This window comes from Methylobacterium sp. A54F, assembly GCF_053346035.1.
In genome coordinates this window covers 224,189-246,985 of sequence record NZ_JBKFBF010000001.1, presented here as the reverse complement: position 1 = coordinate 246,985, position 22,797 = coordinate 224,189, and the positions used below count along the sequence as shown (strand labels likewise).

Sequence of the window (22,797 nt, the reverse complement as noted above, 5' to 3'; positions counted from 1 at the left end):
AATCCGGCCCAGAGGGCCCTGACGGACCCACCCCCCGGAGGCCGTCGAGTCAATCGCCGAGCCCGAGGCCGGTTCCGGCCCCGCGGGGCGGCCGAACCGTCAGGCCGTCGCGTCGGGCGGGTCGACCCAGCCGATCGCACCGTCGCTGCGCCGATATACGACGTTGATGCGCCCGGTGCCAGCGTGAACGAAGACGATCACCGGGGCTCCGGTGAGGTCGAGGGCCGTCACGGCCTCGCTCACCGAGTGGCGCTGGAGCGTCCGGGTGCTCTCGGCCACCACCGGCGGGTGCTCGGTCCCGTCGAAGTCGTCCTCCGCCTCCGGCTCCTCGTCGTCGGGCGCGGCGAAGACGGCGTAGGCCGCCTCGACGGTGGCGCCGTTGTGCTCGGCCGCGCCGTGGTCCTTGAGCTTGTGCTTGTAGCGGCGGAGGCGCTTCTCCAGCCGGTCGGCGGTCTGCTCGAAGCTCGCCCGCGCATCGTGGGCCGCCGAGGAGGCCTCGATGGTCAGCCCGGAGACGAGGTGCAGCACGCAGTCCGTGCGGTAGGCCGTGCCGTCCCGCCGCAGGGTGACGTGGCCGCTGCACGTCCCGCTCATGTGGCTGTCGAGGTACTTCGAGAGGGTGGCGGCCATCCGCTCTTCGACACGCCCGCGCAGGGCTTCGCCGAGGTCCAGGCCGTGGCCTGTGACGCGCAATGACCCCATGTTTCCTCCGTCCCGGTTCGCCTGTTCGGCCTTGAGACGCGCGAGTTAAGGAGCCCTGCGGACGTAAGTCAACGCGAGCCGGCTCAGGGACCGGGCCGACGGCCCCCTACCGTGCCACGGCGAGATGCTCGCGCCGGCGCTCGATCGAGGAGGGAATCCGCAGCGACTCCCGGTACTTCGCCACCGTGCGGCGGGCGATGTCGATGCCCTCGTCGCGCAGCCGCTGCACCAGGGCGTCGTCCGAGAGCACCTCGCTCGGCGCCTCGCCGTCCACGAGCTGCTTGATGCGGTGGCGCACGGCCTCGGAGGAATGGGCGGCGGCGCCCGCCGCCCCGGGAATCGCGGCGGTGAAGAAGTACTTCATCTCCAGGGTGCCGCGGCTCGTGCCGATCGACTTGTTGGAGGTGACCCGCGATACCGTCGACTCGTGCATGCCGATCGCCTCCGCGACCGTCTTGAGGTTCAGGGGCCGCAGGTGCGCGACCCCGTGCACGAAGAAGCCGTCCTGCTGGCGCACGATCTCGGTGGCGACCTTCAGGATGGTGCGGGCCCGCTGCTCCAGGCTGCGGGTCAGCCAGTTCGCGGTCTGCAGGCACTCGGACAGGAACGCCTTGTCGCCGTCCGCCGCCGCGCCGCGGGCGACGCGGGCGTAGTAGCTCTGGTTCACGAGGACCCGGGGCAGCGCCTCGCCGTTGAGCTCGACCAGCCAGGATCCGTCGGGGGCGGCGCGCACGAACACGTCGGGGATCAGCACCTCGACGGCGCTGGTGCCGAAGGCGCGGCCGGGCTTCGGGTCGAGCCGGCGGATCTCGCCGAGCATCTCCACGAGATCCTCGTCGTCGACGCCGCACAGGCGGCGCAGGGCGGCGAAGTCGCGCTTGGCCACGAGGTCGAGGCGGGAGACGAGGGCCTGCATGGCCGGGTCGAACCGGTCCTGCTCGCGCAGCTGGATCGCGAGGCACTCGGCGAGGTCGCGGGCGGCGACGCCCGGCGGGTCGAAGGTCTGGACGAGCTTCAGCACCCGGGCCACTGCATCGAGGCTGGTGCCGAGGCGCTCGGCCACCGCGTCGATCGGCTCGCGCATGTAGCCGGCCTCGTCCACCGCATCGATCAGGAAGCCGCCGATGAGGCGGTCGGCGGGGTCGCGGGTGGCGAGGTCGAGCTGGGCCGCGAGGTGCTCCCGCAGGCTCGTTTCGGCCGTGAGCGTCGCCTCGAAATCGGGCGCATCCGCATCGAAGCTGCCGCCGGTGCTGCCGTAGGGCGCGGGCGTCAGCGAGAGCATGTCGCCGCCGTCCGCCTCGCGGGCGGGCGTGGGGTTCTCGTCCTGGAAGACGTTGTCGAGGCGAGTGTCGATCGCGCCCTCGATCTCGGCGCGGTCCGGGCTCATGTCGGTGGCGAGCCACGGCTCGGCCTCGGCGCCGTCGAAGTCGCCGCCCTCACCCGCCTCGGCCCCGTCGCCCGCGGCCTCGGGCCCCTCGCGGGTCTCGGTCTCCACCCGCTCCAGCAGCGGGTTGCGCTCCAGCTCGGCATCGACGTAGGCGGCGAGATCGAGCTGGGAGAGCTGGAGGAGCTTGATCGCCTGCAGGAGCTGCGGCGTCATCACCAGGGCCTGGCCCTGGCGCATCTCCAGCCGTTGCAGCAGACTCATTCCCGATGCCCCGATCCCGGTGAGCAATCCCCGCGCGAGTCTTGCCGCTGTTTGCGGCATGGGTCTTGCATGGACTTAATTTTTCATACGTCTAGACCGAACCCGCCTGCGCGTCAAAGCGGGAATTCGAGATCGGCCGCTCGTGCGGCACGGATGCCGCAGGACGCCGCGTCAGCATCCCCGGCTTCTCCTAAGGAAGGCTTGCCCGCGGCGGACGCCCGGCCCGAGGGGCCGACGCTTAGAGTCGGAAATCCTCGCCGAGATACAGGCGGCGCGCATCGGCGTTCGCCACGATCTCCTCCGGCGTCCCCTCGGTGAGGATGCGGCCCGAATGGGCGATGTAGGCGCGGTCGATCAGCCCCAGCGTCTCGCGGACGTTGTGGTCGGTGATGAGCACGCCGATGCCGCGCTGCTTCAGGTGCTTCACGAGGTCCTGGATGTCGCCGACCGCGATCGGGTCGATGCCCGCGAAGGGCTCGTCCAGCAGCATGAAGCTCGGCGAGGAGGCGAGCGCGCGGGCGATCTCGCAGCGCCGGCGCTCGCCGCCCGACAGGGCGATCGAGGGCGACTTGCGCAGCCGCGCGATGTCGAACTCCTCGAGGAGCGAGTCGAGCTTGCGCTCGCGCTCGCGCCGGTCGGGCTCGGCCACCTCCAGCACGGCGCGGATGTTGTCCTCCACCGAGAGGCCGCGGAAGATCGAGGCCTCCTGGGGCAGGTAGCCGATGCCGAGGCGGGCCCGCTGGTACATGGGCAGGTGGGTGATCGGCAGGCCGTCGAGGGTGATGTGGCCCTGGTCCGCCGAGACGAGCCCGGTGATCATGTAGAAGATCGTGGTCTTGCCCGCGCCGTTCGGGCCGAGGAGGCCCACCGCCTCGCCGTTGCGCACGGTGAGGCCGGCCTCGTGAACCACGGTGCGGGCCCCGTAGCTCTTGCGCAGGCCCCGGACGTGGAGGATGCCGGGCCCGCCCTCGACCGGGGCGAGGGCCTCCGCGTCGGCGATCCGGCGACCGCGGCCGAGTAGCCGGCCGAGGAGCGACGGCCGCCCGGTGACCGCGACGGCCCGGCTTGCCGGCGCGTCCGCCCGGAAGCTGGCGGAAGGGCTCGGGGCCACGCTCAATTCGCCTGGGCCCGCGTCTTCCCGGCCTCGTCGGCCTTCGGGGCGGCCTTGGCGGGGGTGGTGCAGCCCTTCTGGCCGGTCTTGTCGCCCGCCTCGCCCGGCACGAACAGGGCGGAGACGCGACCCCCCGCCACCGGGTCCATGTTCGCCCGCCCGGTGTTCATGTCGTAGACGAGGCGCGAGCCGCGGGTGACGTTCTGGCACTGGCTCAGCACCACGTTGCCGGTGAGCACGATGCGCTTGGCGGACTGATCGAACACGGCGTTGTCGCCGGTGGCGACCTGATCCTTCTGGACCACCGTGACCGGCCCGGCGCACTCGACCTTCTGGATGCCGTTCTCGCCCATCGCGGCCTTCTCGGCGGGCTTCTCGGCCGCTTCGCCCGCCTCGGCGGCTTTGGCCGGATCCTTGGCGGCGTCCTTCTCCTTCCCGCGCTTGTAGTGCACGGTCATGGTCGAGCAGCGGATGGTGCTGTCGCCCTGTACGGCGACGACGTTGCCGCCGAAGACCGCCTTGTTCTCGCGGTCGAACACGTCGAGGCGGTCGGCGTCGATCTTGATCGGCTCCTTGCCGCCGCCCCCGAGGGCGCCGAGGGGCGAGGCCGCATCCTTCTTCGCCGGGCCCGGCGCGGCGAGCGCGGCCGTTCCGGGCAGCGCGAGGGCGAGGATGACGGCGGCGGCGAGGCGGCGGCTCATCGCCGGCCGTCCTCGGGCTCGGCCGCCGAGGTGAGGACGCGGGCCGCGGGCGCCTCCGGCTTCGCGTCGGCGGGCCGCGGCTTGTCGGCGGCATGGAAGACCGCGTGCACGTTGCCCACGAAGGAGATGACCTTGCCGCTCTCGACCACGTCGAGGCTGTCGCCGGTCACCGAGCCGCTCGGCACCGTGACGGTGACGGGCTCGGCCGAGCGCACCGAGCCGGTCTTGAAGTCCACGGCGGCCGAGCGCAGGCGCGCCTCCTCGCCCTTGTCGGTCCAGATCCGGATGTCGCGCTCGAGCGTGAGCGATTCGCGGCTCGAATCGAACAGGCCGCTCGCGGCCTCCAGGCGGGCGAGGCCGCCCTTGTCGTCGGTGGCGATGTGGCCGCGCATGGCCTCGAGCTCGATGAGGCTCGGGCGGCGCATGTCCTGCAGGGCGGCGCTCGCCGTCACCTCGTAGCCGCGGTCGCCCTTGCGGAAGCCGGAGAGCCGCGGGTTCTCCATCTTGACCTTGGTGCCGGCGAGGCTGACGGGGCCGACGCTCACGCCCGTGACGGCGGCGCCGAACGGGTTGAGCAGGGTGAGGCCGGCCACGAGCAGCACGGCACCGCCGGCCACCACCGGGATGATCCGGCGCAGGCGGCGCACCTGTCCGCTGTGGCGGCGGGCGCGGGCATGGGCCTTCGTCCGGCGCGCGTCGCCGCCGGCCGGGGCTGTCCTCGTCTCGACGGCGTCGACCACCTGCATGACTGTCCCGAGGGATCCGCCCGACCATCCGGCGCCCGCCGCGGGCGCCGCGACTCGCGCGAGCCATGGCCGGATGCGCCCGGCCGGTGGCGAAGTTATGGCCCAAGCGTTTCCGAATATTCAACCACGGCGCAGGGTTGAGGGATACCGACCCGGCCCCTCCCGCCGCCCGATGTGCGGGGCCGCACGGAGCGGCGGCCGTGGCGGGCCTTGGCGCCGCCTCAGCTGTGCGCGAAGATGTCGGTCTCGGCCCAGCCGCCGAGATCGAGCCGGGCGCGGGTCGGCAAGAAGGCGAAGCAGGCCTGCGCGAGGCCGGTCCGGCCCTCGCGGGCGAGCATCAGGTCGAGGCGGCCCATGGCGGTGTGCAGGTGGAGCACGTCCGAGGCGGCGTAGTCGACCTGCGCCTGCGTCAGGGTCTCGGCGCCCCAGTCGGAGGATTGCTGCTGCTTCGACAGGTCGACGCCCACGAGCTCGCGGACCACGTCCTTGAGGCCGTGGCGGTCCGTGTAGGTGCGGGCGAGCTTGGAGGCGATCTTGGTGCAGTAGACCGGCCCCGGCATCACGCCGAGATAGCGGTCGAGCACCGCGAGGTCGAAGCGGGCGAAGTGGAAGATCTTGAGCACGCCGGGATCCGCCAGCACCCGCTTGAGCACGGCGGGTTCGGGTCCGTCCGGCAGGATCTGCACCACGTCGGCGCTGCCGTCGCCGCGGGAGACCTGGACCACGCAGAGCCGGTCCCGGTGCGGGTTCAGGCCGAGGGTCTCGGTGTCCACCGCGATGGCGGGGCCCGGCGCGTAATCGTCGGGCAGGTCGCCGCGGTGGACGCGGACGGTCGGCTGGGCGGGCATGGGCGGTCGGGTCGTCTTCTGCGGGATTCCCCCGCCGCCTAGCACCGCGCCTCGGGGGCCGGCAAGCCGCGCCCGCCGACGCCCGGTGCGGAGGCTCCGCCTACTTCTGCTTGGCGATGACCTTGTCCTTGATCCCCTCGTAGACGTTCTCGGGGATGATCTTCTTCTGCACCAGCTCGTCCTTGCCCTTGTAGGGCCGGCCCTTGATGATCGCGCCGGAGCGGGCGGTGCCGATACCGGGCAGCGCCTGGAGATCCGCCTCGCTCGCGCTGTTGAGGTCGATCAAGGCGCCCTTGGAGGCGTTCGGCGGGCCCGCGACCGGGGCCGTCGGCTGGGTCGGAGCCGTGGGGGCGCTCGGGGCCATCGGGTTCGGCTTCGTCGGGGCGGAGGGGCTCGGCGTCTGCGCCAGCGCGGGGGCTGCCGCGAGGCAGGTCAGGATCGTGAGGGCGCGCAACAGGGACGACATGGCGGTTCTCCCGGAACGGTGCCGCCTCGGAGGCGCGGCGCCGATCCTTCGACCATCGGCCCCGCGACTTGAACCGGCGCTTAACGGTGCGACGGCAGGTCACGGGGGCGCCCCGGGATGCAGCGGCACGGCCGGGCGTGCGAATGCCTCCGGGACGCATCCGCCGAGTCGCGCGCGGGGCCCCTAGCCAGCGCGCCGGCGCGCCGCTATAAGCGCGCCCTCGAATCTCCGTTTGAACACGGTGCGCTCCGGTGCTCCCCGGGATCCGGTGGGGCCGCCGAGGCGCGCTTTTGCTGTCACAGGACCCTCGTCATGGCCGTTCCGAAGCGAAAGACCTCTCCCTCGCGGCGCGGCATGCGCCGTTCCGCTGACGCTCTCAAGGCGCCGACCTACGTCGAGGACAAGGATTCCGGCGAGCTGCGCCGCCCCCACCACATCGACCTGAAGACCGGCATGTACCGCGGCCGTCAGGTGCTGAAGGTGAAGTCCGCCGAGGCGTGAGCGGCAGGGCGCGCCCTCAGGCGCGCCGCCCGGCCTCCGCGTAGAGCGCTGCCGCCCGACGGGTCCGCTCGACCCGCGACGGGTTCAGGCGCGAATCCACGCTGACCATGAGCTGCGCCACGAAGCCCGCGAGCGGTCGCCCGCTCCGCGGGCTTTTCGCGTGCTCCTGCACGCCAGGGCCCCGCTCGACATCCTCGGCCAGGCACACGAGGGCGCGTGTGCCCGCCTGGGACATCGCCTCCTCGCCTGTGCCGAACTGTGCCATTCGCCGGACCCTGCGCATCGCCTCCGTGGCAACGTCGCAAGGTTGGGGCCGGCCTTAACGGTTCGTCAATCTTTTCGTGAATCGGGCCTGCAGCGGCGGCCTACTTCTTCGCCAGGGCTTCGAGCCGCTGCTGCATCTCGGCCATCTGGCGCTTGAGGTCGTCGAGGTCGCTCGCACCACCGCCCGCCTGGGCCGGCACGGCGGCCTGCGGGTTCGCCGCCGCGCCCGGGACCCCTGCCCCGAAGGGCGCGAACATCTTCATGGCATCGCCGAAGAAGTTCATGTTGGTCCGCACCTGCTGCTCGATGGCCTGCTGGAAGGCGGAGGGGCCGAAGCTCTGCGACAGCTTCTCGCGCAGGCCGTCCTGGTCGCGGGCGAAGTTCGCCATCGAGAACTCGAGGAAGCTCGGCACCATCGTGCGCATGCTGTCCCCGTAGAAGCGGATCAGCTGGCGCAGGAAGGCCACCGGCAGCAGGTTGTCGTCGCCGGCCTTGTTCTCCTGCTCGAAGATGATCTGCGTCAGGACCGAGCGGGTGATGTCGTCGCCCGAGCGCGCATCATAGACGACGAAATCCTCGCCGTTCTGAACCATCGTCGCGAGGTCTTCGAGGGTGACGTAGGTGGAGGTCCCGGTGTGATAGAGGCGCCGGTTGGCGTACTTCTTGATGACGGTCTGATGCGACTTGCCGTTTTCCGCCATCGTTGCGGCCTCTCCCGACCCGGTCCCTGCGGGCTGTCGACGTCCGGCCCGCTCCCGCATTCTCGGCGGCGGAGCGACCGGTGCCCGGAACCGACCTTAAGGCTTTCCAGGGGCGACGAAAACAGCAATCTGTCGCTCGTCCACGCAGAATAATGCCGCGCTGCTTGCCTGCAAAATGTATTCAGTCATGACGTAGGCTCATGCGCCGTCATTCGGCCTGCTTGACTTCGGGGGGCCGCGCCTTCCATCCCTTGCGCAACGGCACCAGAGCGCTCGCGAACCAAGGCGCCGGCCGCGAGAGGAGAACGCAAGATGGCAGGCAGCGAAGAGATCGTCATCGTCGGTGCGGCACGCACGCCCGTAGGCTCGTTCGGAGGCGCCCTCGGCTCCGTTCCGGCGCACGAGCTCGGCAAGGTGGCGATCCAGGCGGCGCTCGAGCGGGCGGGCGTCTCGCCCGACGACGTCGACGAGGTGATCTTCGGTCAGGTTCTCACCGCGGGCGCCGGTCAGAACCCGGCCCGGCAGGCGGCGATCGCCGCCGGCATCCCCGAGAAGGCCACGGCCTGGGGCCTCAACCAGGTCTGCGGCTCCGGGCTGCGCACCGTCGCGATCGGCATGCAGCAGATCGCCAACGGCGACGCCACCGTGATCGTGGCGGGCGGCCAGGAATCGATGTCGCTCTCCCCCCACGCGCAGTACCTGCGCGGCGGCCAGAAGATGGGCGACGTGAAGCTCGTCGACACCATGATCAAGGACGGGCTCTGGGACGCCTTCAACGGGTACCACATGGGCACCACCGCCGAGAACGTGGCCCAGGCCTTCCAGCTCACCCGCGAGCAGCAGGACCAGTTCGCGACCCGCTCGCAGAACAAGGCCGAGGCCGCCCGCAAGGAGGGCCGCTTCAAGGAGGAGATCGCCCCCGTCACGGTGCCGGGCCGGAAGGGCGACACGATCGTCGACACCGACGAGTACATCCGCGACGGCGCCACCGTCGAGGCGATGGCCAAGCTCAAGCCCGCCTTCTCGAAGGACGGCACGGTGACGGCCGCCAACGCGTCGGGCCTCAACGACGGGGCCGCCGCGATCGTGCTGATGTCGGCCTCGGAGGCCGAGCGGCGCGGCCTCAAGCCGCTCGCCAAGATCGTCTCCTGGGCCACCGCGGGCGTCGACCCGAAGGTCATGGGAACCGGCCCGATCCCGGCCTCTCGCAAGGCCCTCGACAAGGCCGGCTGGAAGCCCTCGGACCTCGACCTGATCGAGGCCAACGAGGCCTTCGCGGCGCAGGCGCTCGCCGTGAACAAGGACATGGGCTGGGACGACGAGAAGGTGAACGTCAACGGCGGCGCCATCGCCATCGGTCACCCGATCGGCGCGTCCGGGGCCCGCGTCCTCGTCACCCTGCTGCACGAGCTGAAGCGGCGCGACGGCAAGAAGGGCCTCGCCACGCTCTGCATCGGCGGCGGCATGGGTGTCGCCATGTGCGTGGAGCGGGTCTGACCGCTCCGGCCCCAACCTCGGTTTGAGGCCGGGGCAAATTCGTTTGCCGTGCACGGGCCGCGCGCGGGTGGCAGGATAAGCCATCCGCACGCCAAGCGGCCGGGCAATCGAACGCCGTCCAACACCATCCAGCCAAGAAACGCATGGAGGAAATCATGGCTCAGGAACGGGTCGCCCTCGTCACGGGTGGAACGCGCGGCATCGGCGCCGCCATCTCGAAGCGCCTCAAGGCGAAGGGCTACAAGGTCGCCGCGAACTACGGCGGCAACGACGAGGCCGCCAACGCCTTCAAGGCCGAGACCGGCATCCCGGTCTTCAAGTTCGACGTGGGCGACCTCGCCTCCTGCGAGGCGGGCATCAAGGCGATCGAGGCCGAGGTCGGGCCGATCGACATCCTGGTGAACAACGCCGGCATCACCCGCGACGGCGCCTTCCACAAGATGACCTTCGAGAAGTGGCAGGCGGTGATCCGCACCAACCTCGACTCGATGTTCACCTGCACGCGCCCGCTCATCGACGGCATGCGCACCCGCGGCTTCGGGCGCATCATCATCATCTCGTCGATCAACGGGCAGAAGGGCCAGGCCGGCCAGACCAACTACTCGGCCGCCAAGGCCGGCGTGATCGGCTTCGCCAAGGCGCTGGCGCAGGAGAGCGCCTCCAAGGGCATCACCGTCAACGTGGTGGCGCCGGGCTACATCGCCACCGAGATGGTGATGGCGGTGCCCGAGGAGATCCGCAACAAGATCATCTCCACGATCCCGACCGGCCGCCTCGGCGAGGCCGAGGAGATCGCCCACGCGGTCGAGTACCTCGCGAGCGACGAGGCGGGCTTCGTCAACGGCTCCACGCTGACCATCAACGGTGGCCAGCACTTCGTCTGACCGGACGAAGCGGACCGGCGTTTCAGGCGGGGCGGCTCGAAGGGGCCGCCCCGTCGCCGTTTCGGGCTCTCGCTTTCGACGCCCGGCCCGGCCCCTCTTGCAATGCGCAAGACTGATGACGCGTCGCGGTAGATAGTCTGTGCTGCAATGCAATACGCGCAAGACTTTTCATTTCTTGGAAAGTCAAGCAGGAAATTCCCGAAAAATCCTACGATAATTTGGAGATGGAGCACCGTTAGGTTTCATCCGAGAACGCTGGGCGACGATGCCGCCCCACCGACCGGCCTGCGGCGTCGAGGCGGGTTTCCGAGGCCGCGCAGCGTTGCGGCTTCCGCGTGTTCGACGCGCCGTTGCGAGGGCCGACACATCGGGAGGGGAAGACCATGGCGGAAGCAGTCGCGGGCGCGCTGGAACCCACGGCGTCGGGCGGGGCGGCCGCCCACGCCGACGTCCTGATCAAGCCCGGCTACCACGACCGGCTGACCAACGAGGATCTCGCCCCCCTGCGCAGCCAGACCTGGGGCACCTACAACATCTTCGCCTTCTGGATGTCCGACGTGCACAGCGTCGGCGGCTACGTCACCGCCGGGAGCCTGTTCTCCCTCGGCCTCGTGAGCTGGCAGGTGCTGATCGCCCTCCTCGTCGGCATCCTGATCGTGCAGGTGTTCTGCAACCTCGTGGCGAAGCCGAGCCAGGTCACCGGCACGCCCTACCCGGTGATCTGCCGGGCCTCGTTCGGGGTGCTCGGCGCCAACATCCCGGCGATCATCCGCGGCCTCATCGCGGTCGCCTGGTACGGCATTCAGACCTACCTAGCCTCGAGCGCCTTCATGGTGGTGGCCCTGCGCTTCTACCCCGAGCTCGCCCCCTATGCGGACGTGACCCGCAGCGGCTTCGCGGGCCTCTCGTCCCTCGGCTGGGCCTCGTTCATGCTGCTCTGGGTCATCCAGGCCATCGTGTTCTGGCGCGGCATGGAGGCGATCCGCCGGTTCATCGACTGGGCGGGCCCCGCCGTCTACGTCGTGATGATCGCGCTCGCCATCTACCTCGTCGCCAAAGCCGGCATCGGCAATGTCGGGCTGACGCTCGGCACCGTGAAGTACACCGGCTGGGACGCCCTGCCCGTGATGCTCAACGCCGTCGCGCTGGTGGTGTCCTACTTCTCCGGCCCGATGCTGAACTTCGGCGACTTCTCGCGCTACGGCCGCTCGTTCGCGGCGGTGAAGCGGGGCAACTTCTGGGGCCTGCCGGTGAACTTCCTCGGCTTCTCGCTGCTCACCGTGATCACCACCTCCGCGACCCTGCCGGTGTTCGGCCACCTCATCACCGACCCGGTGGAGACGGTGAGCCGGATCGACAACACCTACGCGGTGATCCTCGGCGCCTTCACCTTCATGGTCGCCACGATCGGCATCAACATCGTGGCGAACTTCGTCTCGCCGGCCTTCGACTTCTCGAACGTCGCGCCCCAGCGCATCTCCTGGCGGATGGGCGGCATGATCGCGGCGGTCGGCTCGATCTTCATCACGCCCTGGAACCTCTACAACAACCCGGCCGTGATCCACTACACGCTCGACATCCTCGGTGCCTTCATCGGGCCGCTGTTCGGCATCCTGATCGCCGACTACTACGTCGTCCGCAAGCAGCGGATCGTGGTCGACGACCTCTACACGATGAGCCCGCAGGGCCGGTACTGGTACCAGGGCGGCACCAACCGCGCGGCGGTGCTGGCGATCATCCCCTCGGCCCTCGTCCCCGCGATCTGCGTGCTGGTGCCCTCGCTGGCGGTCCTGGCGAACTTCACCTGGTTCATCGGCGTCGCCCTGGGCTTCGGCCTCTACGTCGCCCTGATGCGCGGGCGGGGCGAGCCCTCGCAGGTCCCGCCGGCCGAAGGCCGCGCATGAGCGCCCGCATCCTGCTCATCAACCCGAACACGACGGCCTCCGTCACCGATCTCGTCGCGGCCCATGCCCGGCGGGTGGCGGGGGACGCGGCGACCTTCCTGCCGATGACCGGGCGCTTCGGCGCCCGCTACATCTCGACCCGGGCGGCGGCGGCCATCGCGGGCCACGCCGCCCTCGACGCCCTCGCCGAGCATGTCGGGGATTGCGAGGCGGTCTACCTCGCCTGCTTCGGCGATCCCGGGCTCGCGGCGCTGCGTGAGCTCTCGCCGGTGCCGGTCGTCGGCATGGCGGAGGCGGCCTGCCGGGCCGCCCTCGCCCACGGGACCCGCTTCTCCATCGTCACCGGCGGCGTGCTCTGGCAGCCGATGCTCACCGAGTTCGTCGCCTGGCTCGGCCTCGCCGGCCATCTCGCCTCGGTCCGCCCCGTGGCCCCGACCGGGGACGCCATCGCCCGCGATCCCGACGCCGCGCTCGCCGAGCTCGCCGAGGCCTGCCGGGCCTGCGCCGCCGAGGACCGGGCCGAGGCGGTGATCCTCGGCGGCGCGGCGCTCGCGGGGCTCGCCGCCCGCATCCAGCCCGGGGTGCCGGTCCCGGTCCTCTGCTCCGTCGAGGCCGGCACCCGCGCCGTCCTGGCGGCGGCGGCGGCGGGACGAGGCCGGGAGCCCGGTCCCGACATCCCGCGGCTGCCGAGCATCGGCCTCTCGGGGCCCCTAGCCGCGCTGATCGGGCGGGACGACGGCTGAGGCGCGCGAAGCCCGGCGGCTCCCGGAACCCGGTCCGGCGACCGGCTCGAACCGCACGGCCCGGCGTGGTAGCGCTCCGCGCATGGTTCCCGCCCTGTCCTCCGCCCAGGCCACCCTCGTCGGCTGCGGCGCGATCCTGCTGTGGTCGCTGCTCGCCCTGTTCACCGCCGCCTCCGGCGCGGTGCCGCCGTTCCAGCTCGCCGCCATGACCTTCGCGCTCGGCGGCCTCCTCGGCTGCGCGACCTGGATCGTGCGGCCCGCCGGCATCCGGGCCCTGCGCCAGCCGGCGGCCGTCTGGGCCCTCGGGATCGGCGGCCTGTTCGGCTACCACGCCCTCTACTTCGCGGCGCTCCGCCTCGCGCCGCCCGCCGAGGCGGGGCTCCTCAACTATCTCTGGCCGCTCCTGATCGTGCTGCTCTCCGCGACGCTGCCGGGCGAGGGCGGCCTGCGGCCCGGGCACCTCCTCGGGGCGCTGCTCGGGCTCTCCGGCGTCGTCGCGCTGTTCGTCGGCCGCGGCAGCCTCGGCTTCGAGGCCGGCGCCGCCCCCGGCTACGCGGCGGCGCTGACGGCGGCCTTCGTCTGGTCGGGCTACTCGGTGCTGACCCGCCGGGTCGGCGCGGTGCCGACCGACGCCGTCGCGGGCTTCTGCCTCGCCACCGCCGCCTTGAGCCTCCTCTGCCACCTCGCCTTCGAGCGCACCGTCTGGCCGGCGGATGCCCGCGAATGGGCGGCGGTGGCGGCCCTCGGCCTCGGGCCCGTGGGCCTCGCCTTCTACCTCTGGGACATCGGCGTGAAGCGGGGCGACATCCGCCTCCTCGGCGTCGGCGCCTACGCGGCCCCGGTGCTCTCGACCCTGATCCTGGTCGCGGCCGGCTACGCCCCGGCGACCCCCGCCCTCGCGGTGGCCTGCCTCCTCATCGTAGCCGGCGCCGCGGTGGCGGTGCGCAGCCGGGCTCCGCGACGCGCGGGGTAGGGGCCGCGGGATCCGCCTCTGTCGCGGACGTTGCGACCCGTAGCGACCTGCGGCAGGGTCGGCGAAAGAGGTTCATCCGGGTTCGGCAATGGCGTGGCAGCTGCACTGGCTCGAGGCGTCCGGCGACCTGCGCCCCTGGCGCGAGGCCATCGTCGCGGAGATCGAGACCGCCCGTCTGGCCGTGGCGTCCGTGCTGCCCGTGTCGCCCCTCGACATTCTCGTGCAGCGCCTGCCCGGAGCGGTGATCCCGGAGACGGGCACGATGGGGCAAGCCTACCGGGGCAGCCTCTTCTCCCTCACGCTCGACCCCGACAACCCCAACTTCGCGCGGTCCCTGCGCGACGGGGACCTTCGGCGAACGGTGGTGCACGAGGTCCACCATTGCCTGCGCATGGCCGGCCCCGGCTACGGCTGGACGCTGGGGGAAGCCCTCGTGAGCGAGGGCTTGGCGGGCCGGTTCGTCGGCCGGCTGTTCGGCACGCCTCCCGAGCCCTGGGAATGCGCCGTCACCGACGCGGTGCTGGACGCCCACCTCCCCGACGCGGCGACGCTCGCCAGCAGCGGCCACGACCACCGGGCCTGGTTCTTCGGCCTCGGCGGGCGGTATCCCCGCTGGCTCGGCTACACGCTGGGGTATCGGATCGTGGGCGACTGGCTTCACACGCAGCCCGAGGTCGGCGGCGACGCCTGGGTCAACGTGCCCGCGCACGAGGTCATCGCGGCGTCCCGCGGACGGACCTTGTCGAACCTCTGAAAGCCCCGTGTCGGCAGGATTCGCCCCCGAACGCCCGGTCCCCTCTCCGACGTCCCCGCCCCTACCCCCGCGGCACCGGCCGCCAGTCGGGCGGCGCCATCTCGAACCCGTCGAACGTGAAGGCCGGCGAGACCGTGCAGCCGACGAGGGTCCAGGCGCCGAGGCTCGTCGCCGTCTGCCAGTGGCCGGCCGGCACGACGAGCTGCGGGCGCTGGCCGCGGGCGAGGTCGGGGCCGAGGTGGTGGGCGGCGGCGTCGTGGCCGTTGGGGCTCACGGTGAGGACGAGGGGGGCGCCGGCGTGCCAGTGCCAGATCTCGGCGGCGTCCACCCGGTGCCAGGCCGAGACCTCCCCGACGTCGAGGAGGTAGTAGATCGCGCTGCCGACCGAGCGCCCGTCCACGGTGCGGGGATCCCGGAAGGTCTCCCGGTAATGGCCGCCCTCCGGGTGCGGCGCGAGGCCGAGCATCGCGATCACCTGGGCCGCACGCATCGCTTCGGTCATGCCCGAGCCTCCTCCATCGCCGCCCCTACTCGCTGATCGCCCCTTGCGGGAGGTTGAAGCCCGGCGGTGCTTTCGGAGCCGGGGGCGCCTTGGGGGCCGCCGCGCGGGTGCGGGCGGGCTTGGCGGGCGCCTCGCCGGGCTCCGCCGGGGATCCGGCGGCCCTATCCGCGGGCTTCTCGGCGCCGGCGCTCTTCTGCGGGGGGCCCTTCCGCTCCCGGCGGGCGGCGACGGGCGGGGGTGCCTGCACGGCAGGCGCGGCCGTGCACTCGCGGAAGCCCAGGCGGGCGAGGGGCTCGCCGGCCTCCGAGACGATGACGAGGGGGTCCGGCAGGGCGGTCAGGATCGATTCCCAGCGCAAGGGGGCGCCGATCTGCGCCTCCAGCGCCCCGGGGGCGGGGCCCCGGCGGAGCGCCGTCAGTTCCGGGCCGTAGGCGGTGGCGAGCTTGCCGTTGATGGCCACCTGGAGCACCTGGGTCACCTCCGGCGTGAGGGGACGCAAGGGGTTCTCGACCTCGGCCCGGCCGCGCCGCAGCACGAACAGGACGAAGCCCTTGTCGCCCTCGTAGCGGGCGGCCTGACCCTCGCAGGCCGGCGCCAGGACGACGGGTGGCGGGACGACGGGCGGCAGGTTCGCGGCCGGCATCGGGGGCGCGGCGGGCTTCGCGGCGCGGGCGGGCGCCGTCCGCGAAGGTGCCGGCGCTTTCGCCGGTGCTTGCGCCGGTCCTTGCGCCTGCCCGGCCGTCGCCGACAGGGCGAGGCCCGCCGCGAGCAGCGCCGCGGCCGAACGAGGGGGTGCGCGCATCGTCAGATCCCGCCGTCCGAGGGACCGAGCACGTCGCGCGGCGTGCGGCGCGGCCGGTCGGCCTCAGGCCGGCGCACCTCGATCACCTCGGCGTCGCGGTCGATCGGGCTCTCGGGCCGGGCGACGGTGCGGAGCAGGGCTGCCTCGTCCGCCTCCTCCAGCTCGGAGCCCATGCGCAGCGGGGGGCGGCGCGTCCGCGCCGCGCTCGCGGCGACCAGAATGGCGGCGACCACGCAGGCTGCGACGGCCCCCAGGATCAGGACGGTTTCCATGCGGCGACCAGCGTTACCCCATGGCGCGCTCCGTTGCACCCGCCGATCGCAGGGCTCCGGGGGCGGGCCTCGCCGTGCGGAACGTTCCTTGCGTTGGCGCGAGGGGCGGGCTGGGCCCTGATACGGACTTGCATCGGCGCCCGCCGCCGCCGATGACCCTGCGGTCCCCCGGAAGAAGGCCGAACGATGCGCATGGACGAGCCGAGCCGCCCCCCCGAGGACCTGGAGCGCCACCTCCTCGGCCTGATCGAGGAGTCCCGCGAGCAGGCGAGCGAGGATCCGTTCCGCAACCCCGTCCTGGCCGTGACGCTGGCGATCACCCGCCGCTTCGACCGGGGCGAGATCGTGGAGGGCGACCTCGAGGCGCTGTTCGTGCGCCTGCGGAGTCAGGCGCTCGCCGAGCGGGCCGCCCGCCTGCGCGGCTACGTCGGGCTCGACGCCGACCCGGACGACGCGGGGGGCGCCCAGGTGGCCGAGCGCCTGGTGGCGGCGGTGCCGCGTGGCTCGGGCGACTTCGAAACCCTGCGTGACCGCGTCGGCCGCACCGCCTTCGCGGTGGTGTTCACGGCCCACCCGACCTTCGGCATGGCCCGCGCGGTGGCGAGCCTGCTGGCGGAGGGCGCGAGCGTCGCCTCCGAGGCCGAGCGGGCGCCCCTGATCGAGCGGGCCGCCGCCCTCTCGACCCGCCCCGACCCCGCGATCAGCCTCGACGACGAGTTCGACCAGGCCTGCGTGGCGGCCAACCACGGCCGCGTGGCCCTCGATGCCTTCAACGGCGCGCTCCTCGACGCGGCCCGCGCCCGCTGGCCCGACCGCTGGACGGAGCTGGTGCCGAAGCCGCTCGCCATCGCGAGCTGGGTCGGCTGCGACACGGACGGGCGCACCGACATTGGCTGGTGGGACACGCTGCGCTACCGCCTCGAATCGAAGCGCATGCAGCTCGACCGGGTGATGCGCGAGCTGCCCGACATCGCGGCCACGCAGGTGGTGCGGGGCCTGACCGAGGGCGCGCTCGCCGCGGTCAACCGCCAGCTCGCCGTGGCGCCGCGCCTCGGCGCCAAGCCCTCGCTGGAGGCGGTGCACCGCTTCGCCCTGGCGCTGATCATCGAGCGCGAGCGGGCCCAGACCGATTCGGGCGCGCTGCTCGCGGGCCTCGCGGGCGCGCTCACGGCGGCCGAGGACGAGGCCGACCGCCGGCGCATCGCGGTGCTGCGCGCGGGAATTGCCACGCACGGCCTCTCGAACGCGCTGCCGCACTTCCGGCTCAACGCGAGCCAGATCCACAACGCGGTGCGCCGGGTCATCGACCTGGAGGGCGAGCCGACGGACGCGGCCCAGCGCCGGTCGCACCTCGCCACCATCCACGCCCTCCTCAACGACGTGCAGCCGGTGGCGGTCGACTTCGGGGCGCTCGCGGCCGAGCGCGCCTCGGCCGCGCGCCTGATGATGACGATCGCCCAGATCCTCAAGCACGTGGACGGCACCCACCCGGTGCGCTTCCTCATCGCGGAGACCGAGACGGGCTACACGCTGCTCGCCGCCCTATGGCTCGCCCGCCACTACGGCATCGCCGACAAGCTCGAGATCACGCCGCTCTTCGAGACGGCCTCGGCCCTGGAGCAGGGCATCCGCGTCCTCGACGACGCGCTGCGCAACCCGCACTGGCGACAGTACCTGAAGCGCATCGGGCGGCTGACCGTGCAGTTCGGCTACTCGGATTCGGGCCGCTACGTCGGCCAGCTCGCCGCGACCTTCTGGATCGAGCGCCTGCGCCTGCGCATCACCGAGCTGATGGTGCAGAACGGGCTCGCCGACATCGAGCTCGCGATCTTCGACACGCACGGCGAATCGATCGGGCGCGGCGCGCATCCGACCTCGCTGCGCGACCGCCTCGCCTATCTGGCACCGGAGGATGCCCGCCAGCGCAACCGCGCGGCCGGGATCCGGGTGCGGCTCGAATCGAGCTTCCAGGGCACGGACGGCTACCTGATCTTCGGCACCCGCGCGCTCGCGGGCGCCGCCGTCGCCCGCATCGCCGAGCACGTCTACGCCCTCGACGTCGCCGAGGACGACGCCTTCGCAGACTACGCCCTCGCGGACGCTCCGAGCGGCGCGGACGCCGACGACGATCCGGTCTACGCCGAGACCGATTTCGCCACCGAGTTCTTCACCGTGGTCCGCCAGGACATGGAGGCGCTCGTCGACGACCCCGGCTACGCGGCGCTGCTCGGCACCTTCGGCCCGAGCCTGATCGACCGGACCGGCTCGCGGCCCGTGGCGCGCCAGTCGGACGGCGGGGGCCCGGCCATGATCACCCACCCGCGGCAGATGCGGGCGATCCCGAACAACGCCATCCTGCACCAGCTCGGCTACCTCGCGAACTCCGTGCACGGCCTCGGCCGCGCCGCGGGCCGCGCCCCGGACCTGTTCCGCGACATGCGCCGCGACTCGGTGCGCTTCTCCCGGGCCTTCCGGCTGGTGCAGCATGCCGCGAGCGTCGGCGACCTCGACGTGCTGCGCGCCTACATCGACACCCTCGACCCGGCGGTCTGGCTGGAGCGCGCGCGCCGCACCCAGCGCGACGGGCGGCGCGACGAGCTCGTCGTGATCGCGGGCGCGCTCGACCGCCTGAACCTCGCGCCGAACCTGCGCCGCCTGTTCGGTCGCCTCACCTGCGACTGGCTGAGCCTGCAGGCGGCCGCCCCCGACCTCGGCAAGATGTCGGTGCGGCTGACCCTGCTGCACGCCATCCGGCTGGCGCTGATCCACCGGATCTGGTTCCTCGCCGTGCACATCCCCGGCTTCCGCCCGCAGGCGGGAATCACGCGGGAGCAGCTCATCGAGCGCTTCCTGCGCCTCGACATAGACGGCTGCCTCGCGCTCCTCGACGAGATCTTCCCGGTGACACCGGACCCGACGCTGGGCCTCAACTTCGGCGAGCCGGCGGGCCCGCGCGACGTCGGCACCTACGAGACCGAGCACAACAGCCTGTTCGCGCCGATCCGCCGGATGTTCGCGCAGGTGCGCGAGATCTCCGGCATGATCCAGCACGAGGTCGGGGCGTTCGGCTGAGCGCCGGAGACGGGCGCCTCGGCGCTCGCCCCGGCAGCGGGACCCCTCCCCTACCGGGGACGGGGGGTGCCCTCAGAACAGCCCGTCGATCTGCCCGTTCGCGTCGAGCCGGATGGTGTCGGCGGCCGGGACCCTGGGCAGGCCCGGCATGGTCATGATCTCACCGCAGATCACCACCACGAAGCCGGCGCCAGCCGAGAGGCGCACGTCGCGCACACCGATGAGGTGCCCCGAGGGCGCACCCATCAGGGTCGGGTCCGTCGAGAACGAGTACTGGGTCTTGGCCATGCAGACCGGCAGCTGGCCGTAGCCCTCCTTCTCGAAGGCGGCGAGCTTGGTGGCGGCCTTCGACTCGATCTGGATGTCGGCCGCGCCGTAGAGCTTGGTCGCGATCGCCTTGATCTTGTCGGTGAGCTTGGCCTCGGGCTCGTAGGTGAAGGTCAGCGGCTTCTGCTCGCCCTCGGCGAGGGCGACGACCGCGTGGGCGAGGGCCTCGGCGCCGGCGCCGCCCTCCGCCCAGTGCTTGCAGGTGATCGCCTCGACGTCGAGCTTCTCGCGGCAGAGGCGCTTGAGCGCCTCGTGCTCGGCATCGGTGTCGGCGTAGAAGTGGTTGACGCCGACGACGACCGGCAGCCCGAAGCCGCGCACGTTGGTGACGTGGCGGGCGAGGTTGGCAAAGCCCCGCTCCAGCGCCTCAACGTTCTCGCCGCCGAGATCCTTCTTGTTGACGCCGCCGTGCATCTTCAGCGCCCGCACGGTCGCGACGATGACGACCGCCGAGGGCTTGAGCCCCGTCTGTCGGCACTTGATGTCCAGGAACTTCTCCGCCCCGAGGTCGGCGCCGAAGCCCGCCTCCGTCACCACGTAGTCGCCGAGCTTGAGGCCCGCCTGCGTGGCGATCACCGAGTTGCAGCCATGGGCGATGTTGGCGAAGGGGCCGCCGTGGATGAGGGCCGGGTTGCCCTCCAGCGTCTGCACGAGGTTCGGCTGCAGGGCGTCCTTGAGCAGCACCGTCATGGCGCCGGTGGCCTTGACGTCCTTGAGGGTCACGAGCTTGCGGTCGCGGGTCTCGGCGATGACGATGCGGCCGAGGCGCTCCTCGAGGTCGGCGAGGTCGCGGGCGAGGCAGAACACGGCCATCACCTCGGAGGCGACGGTGATGTCGAACCCGTCCTCGCGCGGGAAGCCGTTGGCGACGCCGCCGAGCGACTGGTTGATGGCGCGCAGGGCCCGGTCGTTCATGTCGACCACGCGCCGCCAGAAGATGCGCCGCACGTCGATGTTCAGCTCGTTCGCCCAGTAGATGTGGTTGTCGATGAGCGCCGAGGCCAGCGCGTGCGCCGAGGTGATGGCGTGGAAATCGCCGGTGAAGTGCAGGTTGATCTGCTCCATCGGCACGACCTGCGCCTTGCCGCCGCCGGCCGCGCCGCCCTTCATGCCGAAGCAGGGGCCGAGGGACGGCTCGCGCAGGCACATCACGGTCTTCTGGCCGATGCGGTTGAGCGCGTCGCCGAGCCCCACCGTCGTGGTGGTCTTGCCCTCGCCCGCCGGCGTCGGCGAGATCGCGGTGACGAGCACGAGCTTGCCGTCCGGCCGATCCTGGAGCGACCGGATGTAGTCGTGGTCGATCTTGGCGATGTGCTTGCCGTACTGGTGCAGGGCCTCGTCCGGAATGCCGAGGCGCTCGGCCACCGCGCCGATGGGCTTCAGGGTCGCCGCGCGGGCGATCTCGATATCTGAGGGCATGGTTTCCTCAATCCTAGAGCACGAGGGGCTGCTCGTGGGGCGTCTCAAGTCCCGCCGGCTTTTGCCGTGCGGCGACCACGCGGCCAAGGTCCGCGCAGGGTTTCCATGCCCAGTCTGCGCGAAGCGGGGCCGAAAAGCGCGTCGAAATTTTTCAACGCGGCGACAAAATTAACTCTCGGTCAGGCGACCGCCCGGATCGCGGCGCCCACGCGGTCGACGATCTCCCCGACCTGCGCCTCGCTCACGATGAGCGGCGGGGTCAGCGCCAGGGTGTCGGCGCCGACCCGCAGCACGAGGCCGGCCTCGAAGGCGTGCTCCATCGCCCGGAAGCCGCGCAGGCCTGGCGCCTCCGGCATCGGCGCGAGGTCGATCGCGGCGGCGAGCCCCACGGTGCGGATGTCGAGGACGTTCGGCAGGCCGCGGAGCGACATCACGGCCTCCGCGAAGGCCGGCTCCAGGGATCGGGCGCGGCCGAACAGGTCCTCGTCGCGGTAGAGGTCGAGGGTGGCGAGCGCGGCCGCGCAGGCCAGCGGATGACCCGAGTAGGTGTAGCCGTGGAACAGCTCGATCATGTGGTCGGGGCCCCGCATCAGGGCGTCGTGCAGGCCCTCGCGCACGATCACGCCGCCCAGCGGCACGGTGCCCGAGTTCACCGCCTTGGCGAAGGTTATCATGTCCGGCACCACCCCGTAGCGCTCGGCCGCGAAGGCGGAGCCGAGGCGGCCGAAGCCGGTGATCACCTCGTCGAACACGAGGAGCAGGCCGTGGCGGTCGCAGATCTCGCGCAGGCGCTTCAGGTAGCCCTTGGGCGGCGGCAGCACCCCGGTCGAGCCCGCCATCGGCTCGACGATCACCGCCGCGATGGTCGAGGCGTCGTGGAGCGCCACGATCCGCTCGAGGTCGTCGGCGAGGTGGGCGCCCCAGTCCGGCTCGCCCTTGCTGAAGGCCTGCCGCTCGCGGTCGTAGGTGTGGGGCAGGTGGTCGACCCCCGGCAACCCGACGCCGAAGGTCTTGCGGTTCGCCGCGATGCCGCCGACCGAGATGCCCCCGAAGCCGACGCCGTGATAGCCGCGCTCGCGCCCCACGAACCGGGTGCGCCGGCCCTCGCCGATCGCGTGGGCGTGGGCCAGCGCGATCTTGAGCGCGGTGTCGACGGCCTCCGAGCCCGAGTTGCAGAAGAAGACGTGGTTGAGATCGCCCGGTGCCAGCGCCGCGAGCCGCGACGCGAGGGCGAAGGGGCCGGCATGGCCGAACTGGAAGGGCGGCGCGTAGTCGAGCTCGGCCGCCTGCGCCTGGATGGCGGCGACGATCGGTGCCCGGTTGTGTCCGGCGTTGCAGCACCACAGGCCCGCGATCCCATCGAGCACCTGCCGCCCGTCGGGGGTGCGGTAGTGCATCCCTTCGGCACCCGCGATGAGGCGCGGCGCGCGCTTGAAGGCGCGGTTGGCCGTGAACGGCATCCACCAGGCGTCGAGGTCGTTCTGCGCGAGGGGGGCGGGTCGCATGAGGGTCCAACCTCCAACCGATCGGTGGATGCGGCTGCGATCGGCAAGCCGAAGCCCGGCCTCAGCCCGTCATCGCGGTCGCGGTGTAGCCGGCCTGCGTCAGGGCGTCCACCACTGCAAGGCTCTGGGCGCTGGTCTTCACGCCGATGCGGCCGTGCTCCAGATCGACGTCCACCACGGCCCCGGGATCGAGGCGCCGGATCGTGCGGCGCACCGCCTCGACGCAGCCGGCGCAGGTCATGCCCTCGACCTGCATCAGGAAATCGCTCTGCGTCTCGTCCATGCGTGCGGCTCCGGGTGCGAAGGGACCTGCCGACGCATGTCGTCCGCGCCGGCGCCCGTTGCAAGCGCGACGATGCCGGCACGGCCCGCGGTGGCCGCTCGGCAGGCCCGGATAGGACACACCCGGGCGAATTCTGCGGCGCGGCGCCCGGAAAATCCGGCCGGCGGGATGC

23 protein-coding genes are annotated in these 22,797 nt (G+C 72.0%); 8 read left to right on the top strand and 15 right to left on the bottom strand.

Annotated features, from left to right (window positions below; all coding sequences use genetic code 11):
- Nucleotides 1-99: 99 nt before the first annotated feature.
- From hpf to ACLBXP_RS01185, 7 genes are all read right to left on the bottom strand, one after another.
- The gene (gene hpf / locus ACLBXP_RS01215; protein WP_447665694.1) at nucleotides 100-702 is read right to left on the bottom strand and encodes a ribosome hibernation-promoting factor, HPF/YfiA family; all 603 of its coding nucleotides are present in this window, start codon (nucleotides 700-702) and stop codon (nucleotides 100-102) included.
- 106 nt (nucleotides 703-808) lie between these two features.
- On the bottom strand, nucleotides 809-2,350 hold the full coding sequence (gene rpoN / locus ACLBXP_RS01210; RefSeq protein WP_447665693.1) for an RNA polymerase factor sigma-54: 1,542 nt from the start codon (nucleotides 2,348-2,350) through the stop codon (nucleotides 809-811).
- Between the two features lie 238 nt (nucleotides 2,351-2,588).
- Nucleotides 2,589-3,461 (bottom strand): LPS export ABC transporter ATP-binding protein, encoded by an 873-nt coding sequence (lptB, locus tag ACLBXP_RS01205; protein WP_447665692.1) that lies wholly within the window; start codon nucleotides 3,459-3,461, stop codon nucleotides 2,589-2,591.
- 2 nt (nucleotides 3,462-3,463) lie between these two features.
- On the bottom strand, nucleotides 3,464-4,162 hold the full coding sequence (locus tag ACLBXP_RS01200) for an LptA/OstA family protein (RefSeq protein ID WP_447665691.1): 699 nt from the start codon (nucleotides 4,160-4,162) through the stop codon (nucleotides 3,464-3,466).
- Entirely contained in the window at nucleotides 4,159-4,908 is a 750-nt protein-coding gene (lptC, locus tag ACLBXP_RS01195; protein ID WP_447665690.1) for an LPS export ABC transporter periplasmic protein LptC, read from the bottom strand. Before lptC ends, ACLBXP_RS01200 begins: the two co-directional genes overlap by 4 nt.
- Before the next feature lie 221 nt (nucleotides 4,909-5,129).
- Complete coding sequence (locus tag ACLBXP_RS01190) at nucleotides 5,130-5,756, bottom strand: ribonuclease D (RefSeq protein WP_447665689.1); 627 nt, start codon at nucleotides 5,754-5,756, stop codon at nucleotides 5,130-5,132.
- Nucleotides 5,757-5,856: 100 nt separating this feature from the next.
- Nucleotides 5,857-6,222: a helix-hairpin-helix domain-containing protein gene (locus ACLBXP_RS01185; protein WP_447665688.1), complete on the bottom strand. Its 366-nt coding sequence runs from the start codon at nucleotides 6,220-6,222 to the stop codon at nucleotides 5,857-5,859.
- A 312-nt stretch (nucleotides 6,223-6,534) separates the two neighbouring features.
- Between ACLBXP_RS01185 and rpmF the strand changes: the two genes are divergently transcribed.
- Nucleotides 6,535-6,723, top strand: coding sequence for a 50S ribosomal protein L32 (rpmF, locus tag ACLBXP_RS01180; RefSeq protein ID WP_003601373.1), 189 nt, complete (start codon nucleotides 6,535-6,537; stop codon nucleotides 6,721-6,723).
- A 16-nt stretch (nucleotides 6,724-6,739) separates the two neighbouring features.
- Here the strand turns inward: rpmF and ACLBXP_RS01175 are convergent, their stop codons facing one another.
- The gene (locus ACLBXP_RS01175) at nucleotides 6,740-6,988 is read right to left on the bottom strand and encodes a hypothetical protein (RefSeq protein ID WP_447665687.1); all 249 of its coding nucleotides are present in this window, start codon (nucleotides 6,986-6,988) and stop codon (nucleotides 6,740-6,742) included.
- A 100-nt stretch (nucleotides 6,989-7,088) separates the two neighbouring features.
- Nucleotides 7,089-7,688 carry a polyhydroxyalkanoate synthesis repressor PhaR gene (phaR, locus tag ACLBXP_RS01170; protein WP_447665686.1) on the bottom strand — a complete coding sequence of 200 codons (600 nt, stop codon included), beginning with the start codon at nucleotides 7,686-7,688 and terminating at the stop codon, nucleotides 7,089-7,091.
- Between the two features lie 312 nt (nucleotides 7,689-8,000).
- On the opposite strand from phaR, the gene ACLBXP_RS01165 reads away from it, so the two are divergent.
- The 6 genes from ACLBXP_RS01165 to ACLBXP_RS01140 all read left to right on the top strand — a co-directional run bounded on the left by ACLBXP_RS01165 (nucleotide 8,001) and on the right by ACLBXP_RS01140 (nucleotide 14,443).
- Nucleotides 8,001-9,185: an acetyl-CoA C-acetyltransferase gene (locus tag ACLBXP_RS01165; RefSeq protein WP_447665685.1), complete on the top strand. Its 1,185-nt coding sequence runs from the start codon at nucleotides 8,001-8,003 to the stop codon at nucleotides 9,183-9,185.
- A 155-nt stretch (nucleotides 9,186-9,340) separates the two neighbouring features.
- Nucleotides 9,341-10,069: an acetoacetyl-CoA reductase gene (gene phbB, locus ACLBXP_RS01160; protein ID WP_447665684.1), complete on the top strand. Its 729-nt coding sequence runs from the start codon at nucleotides 9,341-9,343 to the stop codon at nucleotides 10,067-10,069.
- A 383-nt stretch (nucleotides 10,070-10,452) separates the two neighbouring features.
- Nucleotides 10,453-11,973 (top strand): NCS1 family nucleobase:cation symporter-1, encoded by a 1,521-nt coding sequence (locus tag ACLBXP_RS01155; RefSeq protein ID WP_447665683.1) that lies wholly within the window; start codon nucleotides 10,453-10,455, stop codon nucleotides 11,971-11,973.
- On the top strand, nucleotides 11,970-12,716 hold the full coding sequence (locus tag ACLBXP_RS01150) for an aspartate/glutamate racemase family protein (protein WP_447665682.1): 747 nt from the start codon (nucleotides 11,970-11,972) through the stop codon (nucleotides 12,714-12,716). Before ACLBXP_RS01155 ends, ACLBXP_RS01150 begins: the two co-directional genes overlap by 4 nt.
- An 82-nt stretch (nucleotides 12,717-12,798) precedes the next feature.
- A complete protein-coding gene (gene yddG / locus ACLBXP_RS01145; protein ID WP_447665681.1) occupies nucleotides 12,799-13,689 on the top strand; it encodes an aromatic amino acid exporter YddG in 891 nt (296 codons plus the stop codon).
- Nucleotides 13,690-13,777: 88 nt separating this feature from the next.
- Nucleotides 13,778-14,443 carry a DUF2268 domain-containing putative Zn-dependent protease gene (locus tag ACLBXP_RS01140; RefSeq protein WP_447665680.1) on the top strand — a complete coding sequence of 222 codons (666 nt, stop codon included), beginning with the start codon at nucleotides 13,778-13,780 and terminating at the stop codon, nucleotides 14,441-14,443.
- Between the two features lie 61 nt (nucleotides 14,444-14,504).
- On the opposite strand, the gene ACLBXP_RS01135 is transcribed toward ACLBXP_RS01140, so the two are convergent.
- From ACLBXP_RS01135 to ACLBXP_RS01125, 3 genes are read right to left on the bottom strand one after another with little or no spacing between them, the layout of a single operon-like run.
- Complete coding sequence (locus tag ACLBXP_RS01135; protein WP_447666200.1) at nucleotides 14,505-14,933, bottom strand: cupin domain-containing protein; 429 nt, start codon at nucleotides 14,931-14,933, stop codon at nucleotides 14,505-14,507.
- Nucleotides 14,934-14,970: 37 nt separating this feature from the next.
- The gene (locus ACLBXP_RS01130) at nucleotides 14,971-15,747 is read right to left on the bottom strand and encodes a hypothetical protein (protein ID WP_447665679.1); all 777 of its coding nucleotides are present in this window, start codon (nucleotides 15,745-15,747) and stop codon (nucleotides 14,971-14,973) included.
- A gap of 2 nt (nucleotides 15,748-15,749) precedes the next feature.
- On the bottom strand, nucleotides 15,750-16,019 hold the full coding sequence (locus tag ACLBXP_RS01125; RefSeq protein ID WP_447665678.1) for a hypothetical protein: 270 nt from the start codon (nucleotides 16,017-16,019) through the stop codon (nucleotides 15,750-15,752).
- A gap of 192 nt (nucleotides 16,020-16,211) precedes the next feature.
- Between ACLBXP_RS01125 and ACLBXP_RS01120 the strand changes: the two genes are divergently transcribed.
- The gene (locus tag ACLBXP_RS01120; RefSeq protein ID WP_447665677.1) at nucleotides 16,212-19,091 is read left to right on the top strand and encodes a phosphoenolpyruvate carboxylase; all 2,880 of its coding nucleotides are present in this window, start codon (nucleotides 16,212-16,214) and stop codon (nucleotides 19,089-19,091) included.
- A gap of 72 nt (nucleotides 19,092-19,163) precedes the next feature.
- Here ACLBXP_RS01120 and ACLBXP_RS01115 read toward each other — a convergent pair whose 3' ends face one another.
- From ACLBXP_RS01115 to ACLBXP_RS01105, 3 genes are all read right to left on the bottom strand, one after another.
- The gene (locus ACLBXP_RS01115) at nucleotides 19,164-20,837 is read right to left on the bottom strand and encodes a formate--tetrahydrofolate ligase (RefSeq protein ID WP_447665676.1); all 1,674 of its coding nucleotides are present in this window, start codon (nucleotides 20,835-20,837) and stop codon (nucleotides 19,164-19,166) included.
- Between the two features lie 179 nt (nucleotides 20,838-21,016).
- On the bottom strand, nucleotides 21,017-22,342 hold the full coding sequence (locus ACLBXP_RS01110; RefSeq protein ID WP_447665675.1) for an aminotransferase class III-fold pyridoxal phosphate-dependent enzyme: 1,326 nt from the start codon (nucleotides 22,340-22,342) through the stop codon (nucleotides 21,017-21,019).
- 61 nt (nucleotides 22,343-22,403) lie between these two features.
- Nucleotides 22,404-22,625 carry a heavy-metal-associated domain-containing protein gene (locus ACLBXP_RS01105; RefSeq protein WP_447665674.1) on the bottom strand — a complete coding sequence of 74 codons (222 nt, stop codon included), beginning with the start codon at nucleotides 22,623-22,625 and terminating at the stop codon, nucleotides 22,404-22,406.
- Nucleotides 22,626-22,797 lie beyond the last annotated feature (172 nt).

Excerpts from the sequence above, each read along its gene's own strand:
- hpf (WP_447665694.1), bottom strand. The coding sequence starts at position 702 with ATGGGGTCATTGCGCGTCACAGGCCACGGCCTGGACCTCGGCGAAGCC.
- rpoN (WP_447665693.1), bottom strand. The coding sequence starts at position 2,350 with ATGAGTCTGCTGCAACGGCTGGAGATGCGCCAGGGCCAGGCCCTGGTG.
- ACLBXP_RS01200 (WP_447665691.1), bottom strand. The coding sequence starts at position 4,162 with ATGAGCCGCCGCCTCGCCGCCGCCGTCATCCTCGCCCTCGCGCTGCCC.
- lptC (WP_447665690.1), bottom strand. The coding sequence starts at position 4,908 with ATGCAGGTGGTCGACGCCGTCGAGACGAGGACAGCCCCGGCCGGCGGC.
- ACLBXP_RS01190 (WP_447665689.1), bottom strand. The coding sequence starts at position 5,756 with ATGCCCGCCCAGCCGACCGTCCGCGTCCACCGCGGCGACCTGCCCGAC.
- ACLBXP_RS01185 (WP_447665688.1), bottom strand. The coding sequence starts at position 6,222 with ATGTCGTCCCTGTTGCGCGCCCTCACGATCCTGACCTGCCTCGCGGCA.
- rpmF (WP_003601373.1), top strand. The coding sequence starts at position 6,535 with ATGGCCGTTCCGAAGCGAAAGACCTCTCCCTCGCGGCGCGGCATGCGC.
- ACLBXP_RS01175 (WP_447665687.1), bottom strand. The coding sequence starts at position 6,988 with ATGGCACAGTTCGGCACAGGCGAGGAGGCGATGTCCCAGGCGGGCACA.
- phaR (WP_447665686.1), bottom strand. The coding sequence starts at position 7,688 with ATGGCGGAAAACGGCAAGTCGCATCAGACCGTCATCAAGAAGTACGCC.
- ACLBXP_RS01165 (WP_447665685.1), top strand. The coding sequence starts at position 8,001 with ATGGCAGGCAGCGAAGAGATCGTCATCGTCGGTGCGGCACGCACGCCC.
- phbB (WP_447665684.1), top strand. The coding sequence starts at position 9,341 with ATGGCTCAGGAACGGGTCGCCCTCGTCACGGGTGGAACGCGCGGCATC.
- ACLBXP_RS01155 (WP_447665683.1), top strand. The coding sequence starts at position 10,453 with ATGGCGGAAGCAGTCGCGGGCGCGCTGGAACCCACGGCGTCGGGCGGG.
- ACLBXP_RS01150 (WP_447665682.1), top strand. The coding sequence starts at position 11,970 with ATGAGCGCCCGCATCCTGCTCATCAACCCGAACACGACGGCCTCCGTC.
- yddG (WP_447665681.1), top strand. The coding sequence starts at position 12,799 with ATGGTTCCCGCCCTGTCCTCCGCCCAGGCCACCCTCGTCGGCTGCGGC.
- ACLBXP_RS01140 (WP_447665680.1), top strand. The coding sequence starts at position 13,778 with ATGGCGTGGCAGCTGCACTGGCTCGAGGCGTCCGGCGACCTGCGCCCC.
- ACLBXP_RS01135 (WP_447666200.1), bottom strand. The coding sequence starts at position 14,933 with ATGCGTGCGGCCCAGGTGATCGCGATGCTCGGCCTCGCGCCGCACCCG.
- ACLBXP_RS01130 (WP_447665679.1), bottom strand. The coding sequence starts at position 15,747 with ATGCGCGCACCCCCTCGTTCGGCCGCGGCGCTGCTCGCGGCGGGCCTC.
- ACLBXP_RS01125 (WP_447665678.1), bottom strand. The coding sequence starts at position 16,019 with ATGGAAACCGTCCTGATCCTGGGGGCCGTCGCAGCCTGCGTGGTCGCC.
- ACLBXP_RS01120 (WP_447665677.1), top strand. The coding sequence starts at position 16,212 with ATGGACGAGCCGAGCCGCCCCCCCGAGGACCTGGAGCGCCACCTCCTC.
- ACLBXP_RS01115 (WP_447665676.1), bottom strand. The coding sequence starts at position 20,837 with ATGCCCTCAGATATCGAGATCGCCCGCGCGGCGACCCTGAAGCCCATC.
- ACLBXP_RS01110 (WP_447665675.1), bottom strand. The coding sequence starts at position 22,342 with ATGCGACCCGCCCCCCTCGCGCAGAACGACCTCGACGCCTGGTGGATG.
- ACLBXP_RS01105 (WP_447665674.1), bottom strand. The coding sequence starts at position 22,625 with ATGGACGAGACGCAGAGCGATTTCCTGATGCAGGTCGAGGGCATGACC.